The sequence below is a fragment of the Serratia sp. CY43202 genome, assembly GCF_052168755.1.
GTDB classification, from domain to species: domain Bacteria; phylum Pseudomonadota; class Gammaproteobacteria; order Enterobacterales; family Enterobacteriaceae; genus Serratia; species Serratia bockelmannii.
This window is the reverse complement of record NZ_JBJNMB010000004.1, coordinates 321044-342847: the sequence shown is the minus strand read 5'-3', so window position 1 is coordinate 342847 and position 21804 is coordinate 321044. Positions and strand designations below refer to the sequence as shown.

At 58.1% G+C, this 21804-nt stretch carries 24 protein-coding genes; 15 read left to right on the top strand and 9 right to left on the bottom strand.

Annotated elements, in window-relative coordinates; translation table 11 throughout:
- Window positions 1–4: 4 nt before the first annotated feature.
- Entirely contained in the window at window positions 5–964 is a 960-nt protein-coding gene (gene rluC, locus ACJ8J5_RS10830) for a 23S rRNA pseudouridine(955/2504/2580) synthase RluC (protein WP_025302408.1), read from the bottom strand.
- 552 nt (window positions 965–1516) lie between these two features.
- Here rluC and rne point away from each other — a divergent pair.
- Entirely contained in the window at window positions 1517–4930 is a 3414-nt protein-coding gene (gene rne, locus ACJ8J5_RS10825; RefSeq protein WP_342096117.1) for a ribonuclease E, read from the top strand.
- A gap of 60 nt (window positions 4931–4990) precedes the next feature.
- On the opposite strand, the gene ACJ8J5_RS10820 is transcribed toward rne, so the two are convergent.
- Window positions 4991–5278, bottom strand: a complete 288-nt coding sequence (locus tag ACJ8J5_RS10820; RefSeq protein WP_025302406.1) for a putative quinol monooxygenase — start codon at window positions 5276–5278, stop codon at window positions 4991–4993.
- 213 nt (window positions 5279–5491) lie between these two features.
- Between ACJ8J5_RS10820 and pyrC the strand changes: the two genes are divergently transcribed.
- From pyrC to ACJ8J5_RS10780, 8 genes are all read left to right on the top strand, one after another.
- The gene (pyrC, locus tag ACJ8J5_RS10815; protein WP_342096116.1) at window positions 5492–6538 is read left to right on the top strand and encodes a dihydroorotase; all 1047 of its coding nucleotides are present in this window, start codon (window positions 5492–5494) and stop codon (window positions 6536–6538) included.
- Window positions 6539–6613: 75 nt separating this feature from the next.
- Window positions 6614–6853 carry a DNA damage-inducible protein I gene (gene dinI, locus ACJ8J5_RS10810; protein WP_033638037.1) on the top strand — a complete coding sequence of 80 codons (240 nt, stop codon included), beginning with the start codon at window positions 6614–6616 and terminating at the stop codon, window positions 6851–6853.
- Between the two features lie 130 nt (window positions 6854–6983).
- Window positions 6984–7262: a hypothetical protein gene (locus tag ACJ8J5_RS10805; RefSeq protein WP_004927809.1), complete on the top strand. Its 279-nt coding sequence runs from the start codon at window positions 6984–6986 to the stop codon at window positions 7260–7262.
- Window positions 7263–7463: 201 nt separating this feature from the next.
- Window positions 7464–7718 (top strand): biofilm formation regulator BssS, encoded by a 255-nt coding sequence (gene bssS / locus ACJ8J5_RS10800; protein ID WP_004927812.1) that lies wholly within the window; start codon window positions 7464–7466, stop codon window positions 7716–7718.
- 140 nt (window positions 7719–7858) lie between these two features.
- Window positions 7859–8974 (top strand): N-methyl-L-tryptophan oxidase, encoded by a 1116-nt coding sequence (gene solA, locus ACJ8J5_RS10795; protein ID WP_173889891.1) that lies wholly within the window; start codon window positions 7859–7861, stop codon window positions 8972–8974.
- Window positions 8975–9190: 216 nt separating this feature from the next.
- Window positions 9191–9817: a LuxR C-terminal-related transcriptional regulator gene (locus ACJ8J5_RS10790; RefSeq protein ID WP_025302402.1), complete on the top strand. Its 627-nt coding sequence runs from the start codon at window positions 9191–9193 to the stop codon at window positions 9815–9817.
- A 122-nt stretch (window positions 9818–9939) separates the two neighbouring features.
- Window positions 9940–10056 carry a DUF2770 family protein gene (locus tag ACJ8J5_RS10785; protein WP_004927822.1) on the top strand — a complete coding sequence of 39 codons (117 nt, stop codon included), beginning with the start codon at window positions 9940–9942 and terminating at the stop codon, window positions 10054–10056.
- A 3-nt stretch (window positions 10057–10059) separates the two neighbouring features.
- Window positions 10060–11064, top strand: coding sequence for a zinc-dependent alcohol dehydrogenase family protein (locus ACJ8J5_RS10780; protein WP_414104614.1), 1005 nt, complete (start codon window positions 10060–10062; stop codon window positions 11062–11064).
- On the opposite strand, the gene ACJ8J5_RS10775 is transcribed toward ACJ8J5_RS10780, so the two are convergent.
- Entirely contained in the window at window positions 11012–12070 is a 1059-nt protein-coding gene (locus ACJ8J5_RS10775; RefSeq protein WP_049205122.1) for an AI-2E family transporter, read from the bottom strand. The two genes, ACJ8J5_RS10780 and ACJ8J5_RS10775, sit on opposite strands and share 53 nt — an antisense overlap.
- Before the next feature lie 441 nt (window positions 12071–12511).
- On the opposite strand from ACJ8J5_RS10775, the gene ACJ8J5_RS10770 reads away from it, so the two are divergent.
- Together ACJ8J5_RS10770 and ACJ8J5_RS10765 are read left to right on the top strand one after the other, a co-directional pair.
- Window positions 12512–13066, top strand: coding sequence for a cytochrome b (locus tag ACJ8J5_RS10770; RefSeq protein WP_004927830.1), 555 nt, complete (start codon window positions 12512–12514; stop codon window positions 13064–13066).
- A 23-nt stretch (window positions 13067–13089) separates the two neighbouring features.
- Window positions 13090–13668: a YceI family protein gene (locus tag ACJ8J5_RS10765; protein WP_016928208.1), complete on the top strand. Its 579-nt coding sequence runs from the start codon at window positions 13090–13092 to the stop codon at window positions 13666–13668.
- Between the two features lie 47 nt (window positions 13669–13715).
- Here the strand turns inward: ACJ8J5_RS10765 and trhO are convergent, their stop codons facing one another.
- Both trhO and ACJ8J5_RS10755 read right to left on the bottom strand, forming a co-directional pair.
- Complete coding sequence (trhO, locus tag ACJ8J5_RS10760) at window positions 13716–14783, bottom strand: oxygen-dependent tRNA uridine(34) hydroxylase TrhO (protein WP_025302399.1); 1068 nt, start codon at window positions 14781–14783, stop codon at window positions 13716–13718.
- 119 nt (window positions 14784–14902) lie between these two features.
- Window positions 14903–15058 (bottom strand): histidine kinase, encoded by a 156-nt coding sequence (locus tag ACJ8J5_RS10755; protein ID WP_225735595.1) that lies wholly within the window; start codon window positions 15056–15058, stop codon window positions 14903–14905.
- Between the two features lie 264 nt (window positions 15059–15322).
- On the opposite strand from ACJ8J5_RS10755, the gene ACJ8J5_RS10750 reads away from it, so the two are divergent.
- The 4 genes from ACJ8J5_RS10750 (at window position 15323) to ACJ8J5_RS10735 (ending at window position 20094) form a co-directional block, all read left to right on the top strand.
- Complete coding sequence (locus ACJ8J5_RS10750) at window positions 15323–16243, top strand: Kdo(2)-lipid IV(A) acyltransferase (protein WP_025302397.1); 921 nt, start codon at window positions 15323–15325, stop codon at window positions 16241–16243.
- Window positions 16244–16344: 101 nt separating this feature from the next.
- On the top strand, window positions 16345–16629 hold the full coding sequence (locus ACJ8J5_RS10745; RefSeq protein ID WP_025302396.1) for a YciI family protein: 285 nt from the start codon (window positions 16345–16347) through the stop codon (window positions 16627–16629).
- Window positions 16630–16828: 199 nt separating this feature from the next.
- On the top strand, window positions 16829–18067 hold the full coding sequence (gene mdtG / locus ACJ8J5_RS10740) for a multidrug efflux MFS transporter MdtG (protein ID WP_197780632.1): 1239 nt from the start codon (window positions 16829–16831) through the stop codon (window positions 18065–18067).
- A gap of 473 nt (window positions 18068–18540) precedes the next feature.
- Window positions 18541–20094, top strand: coding sequence for a peptide MFS transporter (locus ACJ8J5_RS10735; protein ID WP_414104613.1), 1554 nt, complete (start codon window positions 18541–18543; stop codon window positions 20092–20094).
- A gap of 50 nt (window positions 20095–20144) precedes the next feature.
- On the opposite strand, the gene ACJ8J5_RS10730 is transcribed toward ACJ8J5_RS10735, so the two are convergent.
- The 4 genes from ACJ8J5_RS10730 to ACJ8J5_RS10715 are packed head-to-tail and all read right to left on the bottom strand — an operon-like array spanning window position 20145 to window position 21706.
- Window positions 20145–20543: a VOC family protein gene (locus tag ACJ8J5_RS10730; RefSeq protein WP_038875445.1), complete on the bottom strand. Its 399-nt coding sequence runs from the start codon at window positions 20541–20543 to the stop codon at window positions 20145–20147.
- A complete protein-coding gene (locus ACJ8J5_RS10725; protein WP_084826413.1) occupies window positions 20534–20962 on the bottom strand; it encodes a YeeE/YedE family protein in 429 nt (142 codons plus the stop codon). The genes ACJ8J5_RS10730 and ACJ8J5_RS10725 overlap by 10 nt, the downstream gene beginning before the upstream one ends.
- A gap of 2 nt (window positions 20963–20964) precedes the next feature.
- Window positions 20965–21399, bottom strand: a complete 435-nt coding sequence (locus ACJ8J5_RS10720) for a YeeE/YedE family protein (protein WP_060440216.1) — start codon at window positions 21397–21399, stop codon at window positions 20965–20967.
- Window positions 21389–21706: an ArsR/SmtB family transcription factor gene (locus tag ACJ8J5_RS10715; protein ID WP_048233328.1), complete on the bottom strand. Its 318-nt coding sequence runs from the start codon at window positions 21704–21706 to the stop codon at window positions 21389–21391. The genes ACJ8J5_RS10720 and ACJ8J5_RS10715 overlap by 11 nt, the downstream gene beginning before the upstream one ends.
- Between the last annotated feature and the right edge of the window lie 98 nt (window positions 21707–21804).

Sequence of the window (21804 nt, the reverse complement as noted above, 5' to 3'; positions counted from 1 at the left end):
CGGATTATTTGGCGGCCTGCCGGCGCAGCACCTGCAGGCAGTGACGCAGTTCTTCATCCATCGGCGCTTCGATGCGCATCGTTTCGCCGGTGGACGGATGCTCGAAGCGCAGCGCCGCGGCGTGCAGGAACAGTCGCTTCAGGCCGGTACCCGCCAGTTGGCGATCGAACTCGCGGTCGCCATAGCGATCGTCAAAGGCGATCGGGTGCCCGGCATGCAGAGTGTGCACGCGGATCTGGTGAGTTCGCCCGGTGATCGGGCTGGCCTTCACCAAGGTGGCAAATTCGTAACGCTCTTCCACCTTGAAGCGGGTTTCCGAGGGCTTGCCTTCGCTGTTGACACGCACGATACGTTCGCCGCTTTGCAGAATATTTTTCAACAGCGGCGCCTGTACGGCCTTGCAGTGGGACTGCCATTGGCCGCGCACCAGCGCCAGATAATCTTTCTGCATGCCTTTCAGGCGCAGTTGCTCATGCAGCGAACGCAGCGCGGAACGTTTTTTGGCGACCAACAACACGCCGGAGGTGTCGCGATCCAGACGATGCACCAGTTCCAGGAAGCGGGCTTCCGGGCGCAGCGCGCGCAGCCCTTCAATCACGCCGAAGCTCAGGCCGCTGCCGCCGTGCACCGCGGTGCCGGAAGGTTTGTTAAGGATCAACAGATGATCGTCTTCATACAGGATGCAGTCTGCCAATGCGGCCACTTTATCCAGCTTCGCCGACACCGGCGCCTCTTCGCGCTCGGCTACGCGCACCGGTGGTACGCGCACCACGTCGCCGGCCGCCAATTTGTATTCGACCTTGATGCGCCCTTTATTAACCCGCACCTCGCCTTTACGCACGATGCGATAAATCATGCTCTTCGGCACGCCTTTCAGGCGAGCGAGCAGAAAGTTGTCGATTCTCTGACCGGCTTCGTCGTCGGAAATCGTGATGAATTGTACTGCTGGATTGTTCGTTTTCATGGTGCGGGATTCTAAATAGAGCGCGTGAATAGCGCCACATCTTTTTCTGTGCTTAACTGTCTCTCTGACGGCGGGCGAAACACCAGCGGACAATAAGGCAGCAAGCCGATTTGAACGTTTGCGATTTCTTCCGCAGTTAAGGAAAAGTCACCTTGCTATAACGGCATCAGCAGTGGAATAATGCAGTCACTTTCCGCGTTGATTCTCGTTAAACAGGGAAAACGGTGGAATTATAAAATTTGTCTGATTGCGCAAAAACGCAGCAATGGCGTAAGACGTAATGCGAAATCAAACAATTAGCGGGCTGCGGGTTGCAGCTTGGCCGGCAAATGGAATCAGATCTGTCGACGTAAATCAGAGGCTATTCCCCTAGTAAAAGTGCTGTCTTTCACAAAGAAAAGCAGGCTTACCGAGATAATGCGCCCCTATGCAGGCGACAACCGTGAGGTTGACGGCTTTGCGAGAAGACACGGGGCTTTCGGTTTAACTCCGGCCATGAGGTTATTTTGCCCGCAGCTTTGTCGATAATGTAAAAATAACGAGTAAGTTAAGATGAAAAGAATGTTGATTAACGCAACTCAGCAGGAAGAGTTGCGTGTTGCCCTCGTAGATGGACAGCGGCTGTATGATTTGGATATCGAAAGTCCGGGTCATGAGCAGAAAAAAGCGAATATTTACAAAGGCAAAATCACCCGCATTGAACCAAGTCTTGAAGCAGCGTTCGTGGACTACGGCGCAGAACGACATGGTTTCCTCCCTCTTAAAGAAATCGCCCGCGAATACTTCCCTAGCAATTACTCTTCCCATGGCCGCCCGAACATCAAAGATGTGCTGCGCGAAGGCCAGGAAGTCATCGTTCAGGTAGACAAAGAAGAACGTGGCAACAAAGGCGCCGCCTTGACCACCTTCATCAGCCTGGCGGGCAGCTATCTGGTGCTGATGCCGAACAACCCGCGCGCCGGCGGTATTTCTCGCCGCATCGAGGGTGACGATCGTACCGAGCTGAAAGAAGCGCTCTCTTCGCTGCAACTGCCAGACGGCATGGGCCTGATCGTTCGCACCGCGGGCGTAGGCAAATCCGCCGACGCGCTGCAGTGGGATCTCTCCTTCCGTCTGAAGCACTGGGAAGCGATTAAAAAAGCCGCCGAAGGCCGCCCTGCACCGTTCCTGATCCACCAGGAAAGCAACGTTATCGTGCGTGCCTTCCGCGATTATCTGCGCCCGGACATCGGCGAAATCCTGATCGACAACCCGAAAATTCTCGATCTGGCCAAAGAGCACATCGCTGCGCTGGGCCGCCCGGATTTCAGCAGCAAAATCAAACTGTACAGCGGTGAAATTCCTCTGTTCAGCCACTATCAGATCGAATCGCAGATCGAATCCGCCTTCCAGCGCGAAGTGCGCCTGCCGTCCGGCGGCTCGATCGTCATCGACAGCACCGAAGCGCTGACCGCCATCGACATCAACTCCGCACGCGCAACCCGCGGCGGCGACATCGAAGAGACGGCGTTCAACACCAACCTGGAAGCGGCGGACGAGATCGCTCGCCAGCTGCGCCTGCGCGACCTCGGCGGCCTGATCGTCATCGACTTCATCGACATGACGCCGGTACGCCACCAGCGCGAAGTGGAAAACCGCTTGCGCGACGCCGTGCGTCAAGACCGCGCGCGCATCCAAATCGGCCGCATCTCCCGCTTCGGCCTGCTGGAAATGTCACGCCAGCGCCTCAGCCCGTCGCTGGGTGAGTCCAGCCACCACGTGTGCCCACGCTGTAACGGCACCGGTACCATCCGCGACAACGAATCGCTGGCGCTGTCCATCCTGCGCCTGATCGAAGAAGAAGCGCTGAAGGAAAACACCAAAGAAGTTCACGCTATCGTGCCGGTTCAGGTCGCTTCGTACCTGCTGAACGAAAAGCGCGAATCCGTCAGCGCGATCGAAAAACGTCAGGGTGGCGTGAAAGCCGTCATCGTGCCGAACGATGAAATGCAAACCCCGCACTACTCGGTGCTGCGCGTGCGCAAGGGCGAGGAAACCTCTACCCTCAGCTACCTGCTGCCGAAACTGCACGAAGAAGACATGGAGCGTCCGCTGGAAGATGCGCCGATGGAACGCAAGCGTCCGGAGCAACCGGCCCTGGCTTCCTTCTCCCTGTCCGCCGATGTGCCGCCGCCGGCTGAAGAACCCGTCGCCGTTGCCAAACCTGTCGCTGCAGCCGCCAAGACTAAAGCCGCAGCGCCGGCCGCCGCTAAACCGGGCTTCCTGGGCCGCCTGTTCGGTGGTCTGAAGAACTTGTTCGCCGGTGAAGAACAACCTGCCGTCGAAGAAGCCAAACCGGCCGAAACGCCGAAGGCGGAAGGCAACGGTGAGAACCGTCGTCAGGATCGTCGCGGTCAGCGCCGTCAAGGCACCGGCCGTAAAGAGCGCGGTGAGCGTAGCGACCGTGGCGATCGCCCGGACCGCGGCGAGCGTAAAGAGCGCGGTGAAGGCCGTGACAATCGCGAGCGCGATAACCGTGAACCGCGTGAGAACCGTGAAGGCCGTGAATCGCGTGAATCCCGCGATGAACAGCGCCGTAACCGCCGCAACCAGCAGCAGAACACGCCGGTAGCGGAGGAAACCGCTTCGGAAGAAGGTGCTAAAGCGCCGCGCGAAGATCAGCAGCAACGCCGTGAGCAGCGTGCTGAACGCCAGCGTCGTCGTCAGGAAGAGAAACGTCAGGCTCAGCAGGAAGTGAAAGCGCTGGAAAGCGTTGACGCAGTCGAGAGTACCGACGAAGAGCAGGAAGAGCGCCAGCAGCAGAACATGCAGCGCCGTCAGCGCCGCCCTCTGTCGCAGAAAGTGCGTATCCTGTCTGCGGAAGAAGAGCTGCAGCGTGCAGCGGAAGAGCTGTTGGCGCCGAAAGCGCCGGTAGCGAAAGCCGAAGACGCGCAGCCGACCGCCGACGATAGCGTCAAGCTGTTGCCGGAAACCGTTGCCGCACAGCCGGAAGACGATGCCCAGGGCGAAAGCCGCGGCAACGGCGAAGGCATGCCGCGTCGTTCCCGTCGTTCACCGCGTCACCTGCGCGTCAGCGGCCAGCGTCGCCGTCGTTACCGCGATGAGCGTTACCCGCTGCAATCCCCAATGCCGTTGGCGGGCGCGTTCGCTTCGCCGGAAATGGCATCAGGCAAAGTATGGGTAAGCTACCCGGTCGCTCAGGTTGAAGAAGCCGAAGTGCAAACCGAAGCCGTAGAGCAGGCGCCGGTTGTCACCGCAGCGGTTGAACAGCACAGCGTTACCGTGGAAGACACTCAGACCGCGGCCAGCGTCAACGGACCGGCACCCGAAGCCGCCGTTGAAACTGCTAGCGTTACCGTAACGGAAGAAGCTGCAGTCGTAGCACCGGTTGTAGCCACTCCGGCCGAGGAAATCCCGGCGCCGGTGGAAACCGCCCCAGCAGCTGTTGCAGTTGAACAGCCGAAAGTGGAAGAGACTGCCCCTGCAGTGGAAGCCGAGCCGATAGCTGAAACCATAGCTGTAGAGCCAGTGGTTGAACCTGTGCCAACGGAAGACGAGCCTGTGGTCGAAGTTGCACCGGTGGTAGAAGCCACGCCAGCGGAAGAAACGCCAGTGGTAGAAGCCACGCCAGCGGAAGAAACGCCAGTGGTAGAAGCCGCACCTGCGGCAACCTCCGTGGAAGTTGCTCCGGTCGAAAAAGCCCCAGCGCCAACCGCCGCAGAACCTGCACCTGCAGTTGCGCAGCAGCCGGCGCCGGTGAAAGCCGTGCAGGACGCGCTGTACAAACACATCGCCACTGCGCCGATGACTAAAGCGCCTGCGCCAGCCTACGTGCCGGAAGAACGCAAGCACAGCAACTGGCAGCGCCCTTCCTTCAACTTTGAAGGCAAAGGTTCAGCCGGTGGTCACTCGGCAGTGAGCCAGGCCACCGCGCCTGCCACAAAGCCGCAGCCGGTTAACGAATAAGTTAATCTGCACCCCTAAAAAAACCCGCCGACGGCGGGTTTTTTCTTGCCTGTAAAAAGCTCAGGCGATCTTTTTCAGTTTCTTGATGTCCAGAACATCCAACTTGCCGTCAAGTCGACTGACGAACTGCTGAAAATGCGCCGTCTCATTATGCTTATCCAGCGCTTCGCTGCTGGCCCAACGCTCAAAGAACACGAAGGTGCCCGGCTTTTCCAGATCGCGATGCAAATCATATTGCAGGTTGCCCAGCTCCTGGCGGCTCGGCTCGAGAATGTCGTGCACCGCTTCACTGACTGCGGCCTCAAATCCCGCTTTCGCTTGCAGGGTGGCGATAACGCGTACTTCCATTGTTTTCTCCCTTTCCACTTGATGAAAGTCGACGGTATTGGCGTCGGCATCGTTGAAATCCTTGTCACTATGCGCCTGCTGCGCCGTTGATTTCAACTTGTCGCCAACAAACAGATGCATCTGCGGCACTTTCCGCTTATCCTTACACCCCGGCGTGAATAAACCCATTATTCGCTTTTCATTAGACGTATTTGACCGCCGGAGCCTAGCTAGATGACCGCACAACCTCAAGTTCTGAAAATCCGCCGCCCAGACGACTGGCATATCCACCTGCGTGACGATGAGATGCTGAAAACGGTGGTGCCCTATACCAGCCAGGTATTTGGCCGGGCGATCGTGATGCCGAACCTGGTTCCGCCCGTGACGACCGTGGCCGCCGCACGCGCCTACCGCGATCGGATTCTGGCGGCGGTGCCGCAGGGTCACAACTTCACTCCGCTGATGACCTGTTACCTGACCAACTCTCTGGCGGCCAGTGAACTGGTCAGCGGTTTCGAGCAAGGGGTGTTTACCGCCGCCAAGCTGTATCCGGCCAACGCCACCACCAACTCCAGCCACGGCGTCAGCGACGTGACCGGCATTTACCCACTGTTCGAGCAAATGCAAAAAATCGGCATGCCGCTGCTGATCCACGGTGAAGTGACCGATCCTGCCGTCGATATTTTCGACCGCGAGGCGCGCTTTATCGAACAGGTGATGGAGCCTATCCGCCGTCACTTCCCGGAGCTGAAAATCGTCTTCGAGCACATCACCACCAAAGAAGCGGCACAGTACGTGCAGGCAGGCAACCGTTTCCTCGGCGCCACCATCACGCCGCAACACCTGATGTTCAACCGCAACCACATGCTGGTCGGCGGCATTCGCCCACACCTGTTCTGCCTACCGATCCTCAAGCGCAACGTCCATCAGGAAGCGCTGCGTCAGGCGGTTGCCAGCGGCTCGGACCGTTTCTTCCTCGGCACCGACTCCGCGCCGCACCTCAAGCATCGCAAAGAGTCCAGCTGCGGCTGTGCCGGCTGCTTCAATGCGCCGAATGCCATCCCGGCTTACGCAGCGGTCTTCGAACAGCTCGGCGCACTGGAGCACTTCGAGGCTTTCTGCTCGCTCAACGGCCCACGCTTCTATGGCCTGCCGCTCAACGAAGACTTCATCGAACTGCAGCGCGTGCCAACCACCCAACCGGAAGAGATTACCCTCGGCAATGAATACGTGATCCCCTTCCTGGCGGGTGAAACCCTGAACTGGTCGCTGAAAGACTGATATTTTTGCATCGCCCTCTTGCCCTCGCACTCGGTTAACTGTATAAATAAACAGTAAATCGCTTCGGGGGCAATTATGCGTGTTGAAGTCACTATAGATAAAACCCGGCCGCTGCCGTCGGGCGCCATTGAGGCGCTGACCGGTGAACTGGGCAAACGGGTCAATCGCCAGTTTCCAGACGCCGTCGTTCATGTACGTTATGCCGGCGCCAACGGGCTCTCCGTGCTGGGGGGCGCCAAAACCGATCGGGATCTGATCGAGGAAATCCTTCAGGAAACCTGGGAAAGCGCGGACGAATGGTTTAGCGCAGAATAACACTGCAATGCTGTTTTTGCCGGGGGTCGCTCTCCGGCTTTTTTGTTTCTGGCGCCCTGCCCATTCATCGCTTACCCTTACTCTGAAACAAAATCTGCCTCAGCGCTGTATTTAACGCAAAGGAGTAAGCATGGCCCCGGACAAGGTGAAATCCGAAGACGCAATGACGTTTGGCGAACTGCTGGCGCTGATTGCCGATCAGAAAAGGCGCTTGAACGTACTGGAAGTAGCTTTCTCTTATCTGGCCTTCAGCCTGGATGACAAAGCCAACCAACGGCTGATCCACAGCCTGAAGCTGGAATCGCACAGCCAGAATCGTGATGCCGAAACGCAAAAGCATTTCGCCCATTTGGCCGAAGAGCTGGAAAAATGTCTGCATGGTGCATCGCCACCTGCCGACGCGGAATAACGCGCTGCGCTTGACTCGTCCACTGCTGCACCTGCAAATTTGTAGAATAATTGTTCAAATAAATATTTATTTTGCAAATTTCGGTGACAACCCCCTCCACCGATGAAAGCGGATGCGTATACTGTAATTGCTCTCATGATGATGAGCCGCATTGATCCTCGTTAGTCACTCACGGTAGTTACTACTCAATAAGGGGTCTTTATGGACAGAAATGATGAAGTAATTCAGACGCACCCGCTTGTCGGTTGGGATATCAGTACTGTCGACGTTTACGACGCCATGATGATACGCCTTCATTACCTGTCTTCACTAGACCAAACGCCCGAAGAAGCCCAAGTAGACCGAACGCTTTGGCTGACTACAGATGTCGCCCGTCAATTAATCAATATCTTAGAAGCCGGCATCGCCAAGATTGAAGCTACGGATTACCAGGATCTTGATCGCAGAAAACATTGATTTATCGTCTCCTAACCTCTAAGGCGCCGTGACCATTCCCGGCGCCTTTTTCTTTGCCTTTCATCGTTCAATCAGTGCATTGCGCCCGCCAACCTTTTATCATGGGGCGATAAGAAATCGCTATCAGAGAGGGTGGGTACGTGGAATATGATTTGATTGTGGTGGGCAGCGGTTCCGTCGGCGCAGCGGCAGGCTATTACGCCACGCGGGCCGGCTTGAAAGTGCTGATGATCGACAGCGCCATTCCCCCGCACCGCAACGGCAGCCATCACGGCGATACCCGCATCATCCGTCACGCTTACGGCGAAGGCGAAAAGTACGTGCCGCTGGTGCTACGCGCCCAGGCGCTGTGGAATGCGCTGATTCAACAATCCGGCGAGGAACTGTTTCAGTCGTGCGGCGTCCTCAATTTGGGGCCGCAGCACTCCGACTTCATTCGCAATGCTCAGCAGAGCGCGCAAACATTCCGTCTGAATGCGCAAACCCTCAGCGCCGAACAGATCGCTCAACGCTGGCCGGAATTCCGGGCCCCGGAAGGTTATGTCGGCGTGTTCGAGCCCGACGCCGGCTTCCTACATGCTGAGCTGGCGATAGCCACTCTGATCAAGCTAGCAAAAGAAGCCGGCTGCAGCCAGTTGTTCAACTGCCCGGTCAGCGCGGTGGAGCCTATCGATGGCGGCGTTGAGGTCATCACCGGCGAAGGGCGTTTCACGGCGCGAAAAGCGGTGATCACCGCCGGTACCTGGGTCAACGCGCTGTTGCCGCAGTTACCCGTCGCGCCACTGCGCAAAGTCTTCTCCTGGCATCAGGCAGATGGCCGCTACAGCGTGAACAATCGTTTCCCGGCCTTTACCGTCGAAGCGCAAGACGGCACGCACTATTACGGTTTCCCGGCGGATAACGACGGCCTGAAAGTAGGCAAGCACGACGGCGGCCAGCCGATGGATGCCCCCGAGCAGCGCAAACCCTTCGGCAGCTACGCCAGCGACGGCACGGAAGTTTTCTCCTTCCTGCGGCAATTTTTACCGGGTGTAGGCGTATGTTTACACGGCGAAGCCTGCAGTTATGATATGAGCCCCGACGAAGACTTTATTATCGATACGCTGCCGGATTGCGATCGCCTGATGGTTATCAGCGGATTGAGCGGCCACGGCTTCAAGTTCGCCAGCGCGTTGGGTGAGATTGCCGCGCTGTTCGCGCAGGACAAAGCGCCGCCGGTCGACGTCTCCAGCTTTGGTCTGAAACGATTTAGCTAAGCGAAGGATTTCTCTGTCCAGGTTGCCGTCGTGCCCTGGACAGCAAAATTTAGCGGTTACAATTTATTAACCTGCTAACTCTTTTAAATACCAAGTAAAAATCCTGATAACGGAAATTTCTTATATTCAGCATTTGAATTTCCGAATTGAACACTTGCAGTGTAAGTCCTATTTTACAGAAGATATGCTCCATCGGCTTTCAACAAGGACGTCACCATGAAACTACTTGTCGTGGACGAATGCTGCTTCACCCGGGTCGGTATAGCCAGCTACTTTGCTGATAGTGGGATTACGACGATCAAGTGCTGCCACAGCATTGAATACGCTACGCCGCTGTTGGCCAGCTTTCAGCCGAGCCACATTCTGGTGAACCTCAGCAACCAGTGCCGTTATAACGAAGCAGACGCGCAGCTGCTGGCGTTTATGGAAGCCAGCCAGTCTGCCTTGCTGTTTATCTATCTCGATACGCCTTACCCTTACAGCGAAACGCCAATGCGCATCGCCGATAACGCCTTTCTGTTCAATAAAAGCATTCTGCCACTCACTTTACGCACGCTGCGCGAAAATCCGCTGGCGCTGGCCGATGACGGCGAAGAGCGTTCCTTGTTCAGTCCGCAGGAACTGACGGTGATGAAATATTGGATGGCGGAGATGCCCAACTACCGCATCGCGAAAAAGCTGCAAATCAGCTCGCATACGGTGTACGTGCATAAGCGTCACATCACGGAGAAGATCAACGCGCGCAACCGGCTGGAGTTCTACTCGCTGTATAACGTGCTGCGCTATTTCTACCCGCCGAGCACGCCAACAAATTCGACGCCGCTGGCGCTGCTGGCCGTGTAACCTCAAGCCTGCGATAACGCAGGCTTTTTTATCGCCTCTCTTCCCGCACTCACGCGCGGCGCGCTGTAAAAGACGCCGAGAAAAGGACTATAATCAAAGGTCCCTTTCTTCAGGCAGCTGAAATGTTAAACCGAATACTGGCGGCTATCGTCAACAACGTGCGTGAGCACCTGGTGCTGTACCTGTGTCTGTGGCTAGTGCTGCTGGCGTTGGATGTCTATTTCTTCTTCGTCATGTAATCCATGCCGCCGTTATTTCCCCGATTGAGCTTCAACCGCTTCGGCGATCCCGCCCAGGTGCTGGAATTGCAGCAGATGAGCAGACCGCTGCTGCGCCCCGGACAGCGGTTATTGCAGATGCGCTATGCCCCGATCAACCCTTCCGATCTGATCCCGATCCACGGCCAATACGCGCACCGCATCGCCCTTCCTCAGGTGCCGGGATATGAAGGCGTGGGCGTCGTCGTCAACCCGCAGAATGGGCATTCAACGGGCCGCCGCGCGCTGGCGGTAGCGGGTAACGGCAGTTGGCAAACGTTCGTCACGCTGCCTGAAGATCGGGTGATCTGGGTGCCGGACGACATCGACGACGCCTGCGCAGCGCAAATCTATATCAACCCGCTCACCTGCTGGGTGCTGTTGACGCAATGGCTGCCGCTCAACGCCGGCGACTTACTGCTGCTCAACGGCGGCGGTTCCGCCGTTAGCCTGCTGTTGGCGCAGATGACGGCGCTGCGCGGCATTCGTCTGGCGGTCGTGGTGCGCAACACCGCTCATCGCCAGGCGTTACTGGCCGCCGGCACCTGGCGCGTTATCGAAGCGTCGCAGCTGGTGGAAATGACGAATTTTGGCGCCCGTGCGGCCATCGACTGCATCGGCGGCGAAGACGGATTGCAGTTGGCGCGGGCGGTCCGCACCGGCGGCGATTTTGTAGCGCTGGGCCTGCTTAGCGGCCGCCAGGTAGACTGGCGGCGCGTGGTGGACGAGTTAAAGCTGCGGGCTTCGCTGTTCCACTTGCGCAAATGGAACGCACAGGCGGCACCGGCGCAATGGCAGACGGCGTTTTATCAGTTATTCCAGCTGTTGCGACGCGGCCAGCTGGCGCTGCGCCCACCCGCCGCGATTTATCCTTTGCCTCACTACGCAGCGGCGCTGCACCACGCCGCCCAGCCCGGCGTGAATGGCAAAATATTCCTCACTCCGGCGCCGCCGGAGGCTGGCGCGGCGGGCGACCGTCCCCCAGGATAACCGCCAGCCGATAGCCGTCTTCGGTGGTCTCCAGCGCGATGCGCGCCACGATCGTCAGCGGCACCGACAGCAGCATGCCCACCGGGCCGAGCAGCCAGCCCCAGAAGATCAGCGACAGGAACACCACCAGCGTCGACAGCCCCAGCCCGCGCCCCATCACGCGCGGCTCGAGGATATTGCCGATCACCATGTTGACAGCGATAAAGCCACCCGCCACCACCAGCGCATCACCCAATCCGTTGAACAACAGCGCCTGAATCAGCGGCGGAATGGCGGCCAATACCGAGCCAATGTTGGGAATGTAGTTAAGCAGAAACGCCAGCAGCCCCCAGATAAAGGCAAAACGCACGCCGACCGCCGCCAGGAAGATCCAGACGATCACCCCAGTGGCCAGGCTGATGATGGTTTTAATCACCAGATAACGCGTCACGCCGTCCAGCGCCCGCCGCACCGCGGCGAGCCCCTCGTTCGGCTTATCCAGCGCCTGCTGCAGCTTATACGGCAGCAGTTGCACTTCGAACAGCATAAACACCACGGTCATCAGCAGCAGGAAGACGTTGGTCATGGCGCCAGACAGGTGCCCCAGCATGCGGGTGACCAGATTCATCGCCGCGCTGGGATCGACATACTGCAGCATCGCTTCGCTGGAGAGACTGATATTGAAGCGATCGGCGTAATGCTGCAGCTCGCGCAGCTTCTCGATCATCATGCCGCGGTACTGGGGCAGCGAGCGGGCGAACTCGTTCAGCGAAGCACCCAGCATGCCGATAAACAGCATCACGACCACGATCACCGCCGTCACCAGCAGCGTCACACCGACGATACGCGGCACTCGTCGGCGTTCCAGCATCGCCACCAGCGGGTTCAGCACCATGGCGAGGAACACCGCCAGCAAAAACGGCACCACGATGTCGGCGGCGGCTTTCACCCCGGCCAAAATGATCACCAACATCGCCAGCAGGACGGCCAGACGCAGGCTACTGTCGGTCACACGGGTTCGGCCCATGACGTTTCCTTGTTATTTCACTGGGTTAACCGGCCACCAAGAGCCGACTCTTGGCGCTAATGGTAGCAAAGTCCACCGTCACGCCGCAGAGGATTTCGCCTAACCGTTCGAAAAAATTAATCTTTCCGCCCTGCTCTTTGCCGCAAGAAATAGTCATAACGTTTGCCAACAAATAATTCCACCGAGCAACTCATGGACGATTTACGTAAAATGACAAAAGCTGACATTAATAGATAATAAGCCTAATTTTCAACAACTAGCACAACCACCCATGAGGGAAATAATATCATCTTCAACGATTTATCTGATGAAGCCCGAACATCTCAAACAAATTCACTGACTAATATTTCTAAGAAGTAACATAGTTAAATTTATTATTGATTTTATGTTTCCTAAAGTTTAATTATTGCAGCCAGCCAATCGGTAATCGAAGGAAACAGGATGCTCTGGAAAAATACCGCCGATCGTTTCGGCCATGTGTCAGTGTTAATCCACTGGCTGGTGGCGCTGACGGTGTACGGCATGTTCGCACTCGGTCTGTGGATGGTTACGCTGGGCTATTACGACGTCTGGTACCATCAGGCGCCGGAGATCCACAAAAGCATTGGCACGCTGCTGTTCATCGTGATGGTGATCCGCGTGATCTGGCGCTTTGTCTCGCCGCCACCCAAGCCGCTGGCCAGCTATGGTCGCCTCACTCGCGTCAGCGCTATTCTCGCGCATCTGGCGCTGTATGCCGTGCTGTTCGGCATTCTGATCAGCGGCTATCTGATCTCGACCGCCGACGGCCAACCGATCAGCGTATTCGGCTGGTTCGACGTGCCCGCCACCGTCACCGGCATGGCGGAACAGGCCGACACCGCCGGCGCCATACACCTTTACCTGGCCTGGGCCGTGGTAGTGCTTTCGGTACTGCACGGGCTGGCCGCGCTTAAACATCACTTTATCGATCGTGATGTCACTTTGAAACGGATGCTGGGTAGCAGCGCCGATTAACCTTTGGATTTATGGAGATTGCTATGTTGAAAAAGACCGTATTGGGCCTGACCGCAGGCGCCCTGCTGCTGAGCGCCGGTTCCGCACTGGCGGCGGACTACAAGATCGACAAACAGGGCCAGCACGCCTTTATCGAGTTCCGCATCCAGCACCTGGGCTACAGCTGGCTGTATGGCAGCTTTAAAGACTTCGACGGCGGCTTCACCTTCGACGAAAAAGATCCGTCCAAGGACAAGGTCAACGTGACCATCAATACCGCCAGCGTCGACACCAACCACGCCGAGCGCGACAAGCACCTGCGCAGCGCCGAGTTCCTCAACGTGGAGAAGAACAAGCAAGCCAAGTTTGAATCCACCGAAGTGAAAAAAAGCGGCGACGGTTATGCGGTGGTCGGCAACCTGACGCTGAACGGCGTGACCAAGCCCGTTACGCTGGACGCCAAACTGATTGGCCAGGGCAACGATCCGTGGGGCGGCTACCGCGCCGGCTTTGAGGCCAACGGTAAGATCAAGCTGAAAGATTTCGGCATCACCACCGATCTGGGCCCGGCGTCGCAAGACGTTGAGCTGATCATCTCCGTAGAAGGCGTACGCGAGAAATAAATAAAAAAAAGCCCGGTTTGGCGGCCGGGCTTCTCATTTCCTCAGGCTCAGCGGGCTGGGCCTTCTTCTTCCGGTGCCGGAATGTGCATCGTAGTCTGCAACAAGCCTTTTGACTTATTGAAGATCTTGACGCCGTTTTCACGGCCGGCACGGCGCGCGCGTTGCTCTTCGCGCGGCAGCTTCAGCTCTTCGCGGCAAATCTCGCTACAGCACCCTTCAAATTTGGCGGCGCAGCTCGGGCACTGAATGAACAGCAGATGGCAACCGTCGTTCTTGCAGTTGGTATGGGTGTCGCACGGCGCTCCACACTGGTGGCAGTTGGCGATCACATCGTCGGAGATGCGCTCACCCATACGCTCATCGAACACGAAGTTTTTGCCGATAAACTTCAGCGGCAACCCCTGTTCTTTCGCTTTGCGGGTGTACTCGATAATCCCGCCTTCCACGTGGTAGATGTTTTTAAAGCCTTTGTGCAGCATATAGGCGCTGGCTTTTTCACAGCGAATGCCGCCGGTGCAATACATGACAATATTCTTGTCTTTACTGTCCTGCAGCATCTCCACCGCCATCGGCAGCTGATCGCGGAAAGTATCCGACGGCACCTCAATGGCGTTTTCGAAATGGCCGACTTCGTACTCATAGTGGTTGCGCATATCGACGAATACCGTATTCGGATCGTCTATCATCTGATTGACGCGATCGGCCTGCAGATACTCGCCGACGTTGCTTGGGTCGAAGCTCTCGTCATCGATGCCGTCGGCCACGATGCGCTCACGCACCTTGAGGCGTAGTACCCAGAAGGATTTGCCATCGTCTTCGAGCGCAATATTCAGGCGTACCTGATCCAGCGCCGGGTGCGAGGCGAACAGCGCGGCTTTGAACGCGTCGAAGTGATGCTGCGGCACGCTGATCTGCGCGTTGATGCCCTCTTTCGCCACGTAGATGCGGCCGAACACCTTCAGTTTTTCGAACTGAACGTACAGGCTGTCGCGAAACGCTTTGGGATCGTCGATGGAGAAGTATTTGTAAAAAGAAACTGTGGTGCGCGGCTCGGTTTCCGCCAGCATGCGCGCCTTCAGTTCCTCATTAGAAATTCGGTTATGTAACACTGGCATGGTGTACTTTCCTGTCTTTCGGGAGGTGACTGATTATCGCGCGCCGCCTGCCGGCCCGCGCGCGGCGCATATCATACCCGAAAAACCGCCGCCGCGCAGCCCTGGCGCCAGCGCCCCGTTCAGTGTCCGTCGCCTTCGGTAAACGCAGAAGCCACTATGCCGAGCGCCATCATCACGCCGGCGAGCGCCAATATCGCGTTCACCTGCAGATGCGCGCCAACGCTGCCGACCGTCGCGCCCAAAACCAGCAGCCCCGCACTGATCCATGGTGCCAAAATATTTACCCTCTGAATAATTACCAGTAATAATATCGCCATTATCTTTGGCAGGAAAGATTGTGGAAAAATTCGGCATTCGATGCATATTTAACGCCCAAAGAGGGATTTTAATGCGTTGTGTTTTCCCGGATCGCCAGAAAAATGCCACAATAGTCGCAAACAAACGGCAGAAACGAACCTTGCCGCCGAGCTCACCCGGCTGCCAGACCATGCGATGACTCTGTCATTACACTTAAACAACCGTATTCAAACAGAGAACCCATGACTCAAGTTCCTACTTTCAATCGTTCCTTATTGCATCCGCGCTATTGGCTGACCTGGGTCGGCATCGGCTTGCTGTACCTGCTGGTGTTGCTGCCTTACCCCGTCATCTACTGGCTCGGCACCTCGATTGGGCGATTTTCCATGCGCTTTCTCAAGCGACGCGTCGCTATCGCCCAACGCAACCTCGAGCTCTGTTTTCCCGACATGCCGCAGGCCGAACGCGATGCGCTGGTGGTAAAGAATTTCGAATCGGTCGGCATGGGGCTGTTTGAAACCGGCATGGCGTGGTTCTGGCCCAACTGGCGCATCGAGCGCTGGTTCAAGGTCAGTGGCCTGGAGCACATCCAACAAGCGCGCGACAACCAGCAGGGCGTGTTGCTGATTGGCCTGCACTTTTTGACGCTGGAGCTGGGCGCGCGCATCTTCGGCATTCACAACCCGGGCATCGGCGTTTACCGCCCGCACGACAACAAGCTGATGGACTGGCTGCAAACCTGGGGCCGCATGCGTTCCAACAAATCGATGCTGGACCGCAAAGACATCAAAGGCATGATCCGCGCCCTGAAACAGGGTGATATCATCTGGTATGCGCCGGATCACGACTACGGCCCGCGCAGCAGCGTTTTCGTGCCGCTGTTCGCGGTGGACAAGGCTGCCACCACCACCGGCAGCTACGTGCTGGTGCGGATGGGTAAACCGGCGATCGTTCCGTTCACCCCGCGCCGCCTGCCGGACGGCAAAGGGTATGAGCTGATTATGCAACCGGCGGTGGAAAACTTCCCGCTGGATAACGAACTCGAGGCCGCCGCCTTTATGAACAAAGTGGTGGAGAAAGAGATCCTGATGGCGCCGGACCAATACATGTGGCTGCATCGCCGCTTCAAGACCCGCCCGGAAGGCGAGCCTTCGCTCTACTGATCAAGCCAACCCGCCACCGGCGGGTTTTTTATTGCGCGCCTCTTGAGAATCGACGGCGAGGGTGGGATGGTAAAGCCTTTGCCGCCCACCCTGGAGCCGTTATGTACATTGTCAGCCTGACCTACCATCGCCCAATCGCCGACGTAGACAGCCACCTTGAAGGCCACATCGCCTGGCTTAAAAAATATTTTCAGGACGGTACCTTCATCGCCTCCGGCCGTAAGAATCCCCGCACCGGCGGCGTGATCCTGGCCAAGGGCATTGACCGTGCGCAGTTAGACGCCATCCTGGCCGAAGATCCCTTCAACGCCGTAGCCCACTACGAGGTCACCGACTTTAGCGCCACCACCACCGCCGCCGGTTTCGAGGCGCTGACCGGACTATAAAACGCTGTAAATTCCGCGCGCTAAGCGCGGAATAAGGTTTAAACGTCATTTTTAAAACTTTATTTCATTTTTCGCCCAATCTTTGTCCCCTCGTTTGCCGTCGCTGCGCTTGCGGCACATACTTACCAGGCTAACTTTCACGTTTTGCCCCTTCATCTTGCCGCTGGCAAAACGCGTCACCTTTCGGCAGTGGACATTTATGGCTTCGGCAGCAGAACCCGTTAACTGGAAACGCAACCTTTTCGTCGCCTGGCTGGGATGTTTTCTCACCGGCGCCGCCTTCAGCCTGGTGATGCCGTTTCTGCCGCTGTACGTAGAGACGCTGGGCGTTACCGGCCATCAGGCACTCAACATGTGGTCCGGTCTGCTGTTCAGCATCACCTTCCTGTTTTCCGCCATCGCCGCGCCGTTTTGGGGCGCCCTGGCCGATCGGCGCGGCCGTAAACTGATGCTGCTGCGTTCGGCGCTAGGCATGGCGATCGTCATGGCGCTGATGGGCATGGCGCAAACGGTCTGGCAGTTTCTCGCGCTGCGCGCAGTGCTGGGGCTGCTCGGCGGATTCATCCCCAACGCCAACGCGCTGATCGCCACCCAGGTGCCGCGCAACCGCAGCGGCTGGGCGCTCGGCACCCTGTCCACCGGCGGCGTCGGCGGTGCATTGATAGGCCCATTGATCGGCGGTCTGCTGGCCGATCTGTACGGCCTGCGCCCGGTGTTTTATATCACCGCCGCAGTGTTATTCGTCTGCTTCGTACTGACGCTGCTGTATGTCAAAGAACAATTTACCCCGGTGCAAAAACGCGACATGTTGCACGCAAAACAGGTGTTCGCCTCGCTGAAGAACCCGAAACTGGTGCTCAGCCTGTTTGTCACCACCATGATCATCCAGATCGCCACCGGCTCGATTGCGCCGATCCTGACGCTGTATGTGCGCGATCTGGCCGGCGCCACCCACAATCTGGCGTTTATCAGCGGGCTTATCGCCTCAGTGCCCGGCGTCGCGGCATTGATGAGCGCCCCGCGGCTGGGCAAGCTGGGCGATCGCATTGGCCCGGAACGCATTCTGGTCTTTATGCTGATCGTCTCGGTGCTGTTACTGATCCCGATGGCGTTCGTGCAGACGCCGTGGCAGCTCGGGGTACTGCGTTTTCTGCTGGGGGCGGCCGACGGCGCGTTGCTGCCGGCGGTACAGACGTTGTTGATTTACAACTGCACCAATCAGGTGGCCGGCCGTATTTTCAGCTACAACCAGTCGTTCCGCGATGTTGGCAACGTCAGCGGCCCGCTGCTCGGCGCCGCAATCTCCGCCGGCTACGGTTTTCGCGCGGTCTTCGCGGTCACCGCGCTGGTGGTGCTGTTCAACGCCGGTTATTCCTGGTGGTGTCTGCGGCGACGGCCGAGCTATAGGCGGGAAGACACGCTGCAGGAAGAGTCATAGCTGCATTTATCGCCACTTTCCGCCGTTGGTCAGATCAACGGCGCGTTTCCCCTACTTTTAATAATGCTTCCTTCAGGCCTGTGAACTTTCGCCCCGCTCAGAACATTCTTATCTCAACATCTTGTTTATCAACAATTAATTAACTTTCAGCGCATAAAACCCGCTGTCAATCATATTCCCGCCACAACCAACAGAAAAACCAGAAAAGGAGATGCTTGTCGACTTTTCGTCTAAAAAATGGGATACAGGTACTAGACAAAACCAACGACCAGTTATCAAATGGTTAAATAATATCACGCCAGATGTGAACCATCGGCCAAGTGAAAAAAGGTCAGCACGCTTTCCACGGTTTATCAGCGTTGCAGCCGCGGTTTTGTCGGGTAATCCGCATTGGGCGGATCGCCTTCATTAAATACACATACAACCACAGTACGGGCTGCAGCCATGCAGCGCCTTTTTATTGGGAAATCGTTATGCAATCCTCTGTCAATAAGTCAGAAAGCCGGACCTTCTTCGGCCATCCCTATCCGCTGGGTTCTCTGTTCTTCACCGAAATGTGGGAACGCTTTTCGTTCTACGGCATCCGTCCGCTGCTGATCCTGTTTATGGCCGCCACCGTGTACGACGGCGGCCTGGGTCTGGCGCGTGAGAACGCGTCGGCGATCGTCGGCATTTTCGCCGGCAGCATGTACCTGGCGGCACTGCCGGGCGGCTGGCTGGCGGACAATTGGCTCGGCCAACGCAAGGCCGTCTGGTACGGTTCTATCCTGATCGCCCTCGGCCACCTGTCGATCGCCCTGTCCGCGGTGATGGGCACCAACCTGTTCTTCATCGGCCTGATGTTCATCGTGCTCGGTTCCGGCCTGTTCAAGACCTGTATCTCGGTGATGGTCGGCACGCTGTACAAGAAAGGCGATGCGCGCCGCGACGGCGGTTTCTCGCTGTTCTACATGGGCATCAACATCGGTTCGTTCATCGCCCCGTTGATCTCCGGCTGGCTGATCAAATCACACGGCTGGCACTGGGGCTTCGGCATCGGCGGTATCGGGATGCTGGTGGCGCTGGTGATTTTCCGGGTGTTCGCCGTACCGGCGATGAAACGCTATGACCGCGAAGTGGGCCTGGATTCCACCTGGAACAGCCCGGTCGCGAAGAAAAAAGGCGTCGGCGCCTGGCTGCTGGCATTGGCGGTGGTCCTGGCTGCGGTCATCGTACTGATCGCTCAGGGCACCATCGTCATCAACCCGGTCGAGGTAGCCAGCGTGCTGGTTTACGTCATCGCCGCGTCGGTCACCCTGTATTTCATCTACCTCTTCGCCTTTGCCGGCCTGAGCCGCAAAGAGCGTGCACGCCTGCTGGTGTGCTTCATCCTGCTGATCTCCGCCGCGTTCTTCTGGTCGGCGTTTGAACAGAAGCCGACCTCGTTCAACCTGTTCGCCAACGATTACACCAATCGCATGGTCGGCGGTTTCGAGATCCCGGCGGTGTGGTTCCAGTCGATCAACGCCCTGTTCATCATCCTGCTGGCACCGGTGTTCAGCTGGGCCTGGCCTGCGCTGGCACGCAATAACGTGCGCCCGAGCAGCATCACCAAGTTCGTGATCGGTATCCTGTGCGCCGCCGGTGGTTTCGGCCTGATGATGCTGGCCGCTCAGAATGTACTGAGCAACGGCGGCGCCGGCGTATCGCCGATGTGGCTGGTGGGCAGTATCCTGATGCTGACGCTGGGTGAGCTGTGCCTGAGCCCGATCGGGCTGGCCACCATGACGCTGCTGGCGCCGGAGAGAATGCGCGGGCAAATGATGGGGCTGTGGTTCTGCGCCAGCGCGCTGGGCAACCTGGCCGCCGGCCTGATCGGTGGCCACGTCAAGGCCGACCAGCTGGATATGCTGCCGGATCTGTTCGCTCGCTGCTCCGTCGCGCTGCTGATCTGCGCCGCCGTGCTGATCGTGCTGATCGTGCCGATTCGCCGCATGCTGGAAAATACCCAGTCCAAGAGCGTGCAAAAACCGGCGACCAACGCCTGACGGATAACCCGTTTTTATCTCGCAAACCGGCGCTCGAGGCGCCGGTTTTTTTATGCTTGCCAGGCCTGATGTTGCAGGACCACCCGGTAGCCGTCAGGATCTTCAAAGGTTTGCCCCGCCCTATCCCAATAGGGGTTATAGGCGACGACCGCCAAGAATCCCGCCGCCCGCATCCGCTCACACCCGGCTCGCCATTCGTTCTCATCCGGCAGGTAAAACACCAGCAGATGATCCTGCGTCGGCGCCTGCCCGACCCGCACCCCGCGATGCTGCGTGAACTCCAGATGGTAGGCATGCTGCGGATGCCCGATCATAATGCCGTCAAAGCCCTGATGATCGACAAACTCGCCTAGCCTTTCAAACCCCAACCCGCGGCAATACAGCGTGGCAATCTCTTGCAACCGATCGGTCGGGCGCGCAATGCGCAGCACCGCCTTGGCTATCGACATGAACGCCTCCACCTCATGATAATCTCATACAGCGCCATGCCCGCCAGCATCGCCAGCAGGAACGGCCATACCCGTTGTATTTCCGCCCCCGCCAACACCCAGGCCGGGCCAGGGCAAATGCCCGCCATGCCCCAACCGATGCCGAACAGCGCGCTGCCCACCAGCAAACGGCGATCCACACGCCCGGCGGCCGGGATCTGCAGCGGTTCCCCCAACAGGCTCCGCTGGCGTCGGCGCGCCCACATAAAGGCCGGCGCCGCCACTGCAATCGCCCCAACCATCACCAACGCCAGCGAAGGATCCCACTGACCGGTAATATCGAGAAACGCCAGTACTTTGGCCGGATTGGCCATGCCGGCGATAATTAACCCCAGACCGAAAATCACGCCGCTCAGCAGCGCCAACAGAGACTTAAGCATCTTCAGCCTCCCAGCAGATGGCGCATCAGCCACACGGTCGTAAAGCCCAGCAGCATAAACACCGCCGTGGCGGCCAACGATCGCGGCGCCAACCGCGCGACGCCGCACACGCCGTGCCCGCTGGTGCAGCCGCTGCCCAACCGGGTACCCACCCCCACCAACAGCCCCGCGATCGCCAGCCAGCCGCTGCCGGCCGCGATCTCACCAGGAGGCAAAGCCGCCGCAGCAGCATACAGCCAGGGAGAAATCAGCAACCCGCCAAGAAATGCGGCGCGCCAGCCCCGCTCCCGGCCGCCCGCGCTCAATAAGCCGCCGGTAATGCCGCTGATGCCGGCGATGCGGCCGTTGAACAGCAGCAGCAGCGCTACCGCACCGCCGATAATGGCCCCGCCCGCGAGCGCGGAATAGGGCGTGAAGTGTTGCCAGTCAATGGTCATCTCGGTTCTCCGGCTGTGGGCAATACAGTTGATACAGGGTCGTTAGCAGCGCCAGCGCTTTGGCATCGGCCACCGCATAGTAAATTTGCTTGCCGGCTCGCCGGGTGGAGACCAGCCCCTCCTCGCGCAGCACGCCAAGCTGTTGGGACAATGTCGGCTGGCGGATAGCCAGCGCCTGCGCCAGCTCGCTCACTGCCATCTCGCCCTGACTGAGCCGGCACAGCAGCAGCAGCCGATCTTCATTGCCCAAGGTGCGCAGCATCGCGCCGGCCTGCGCCGCCGCCTTGCGCATCGCGTCAATATCCATCCCCCCTCCAATCAGTTTATAAAATTATATAATATCATTTTATAAACTATTCATCTGCCGCGTGCCACAGGCTGGTGTGGAACCGCGCCGCATGGCAT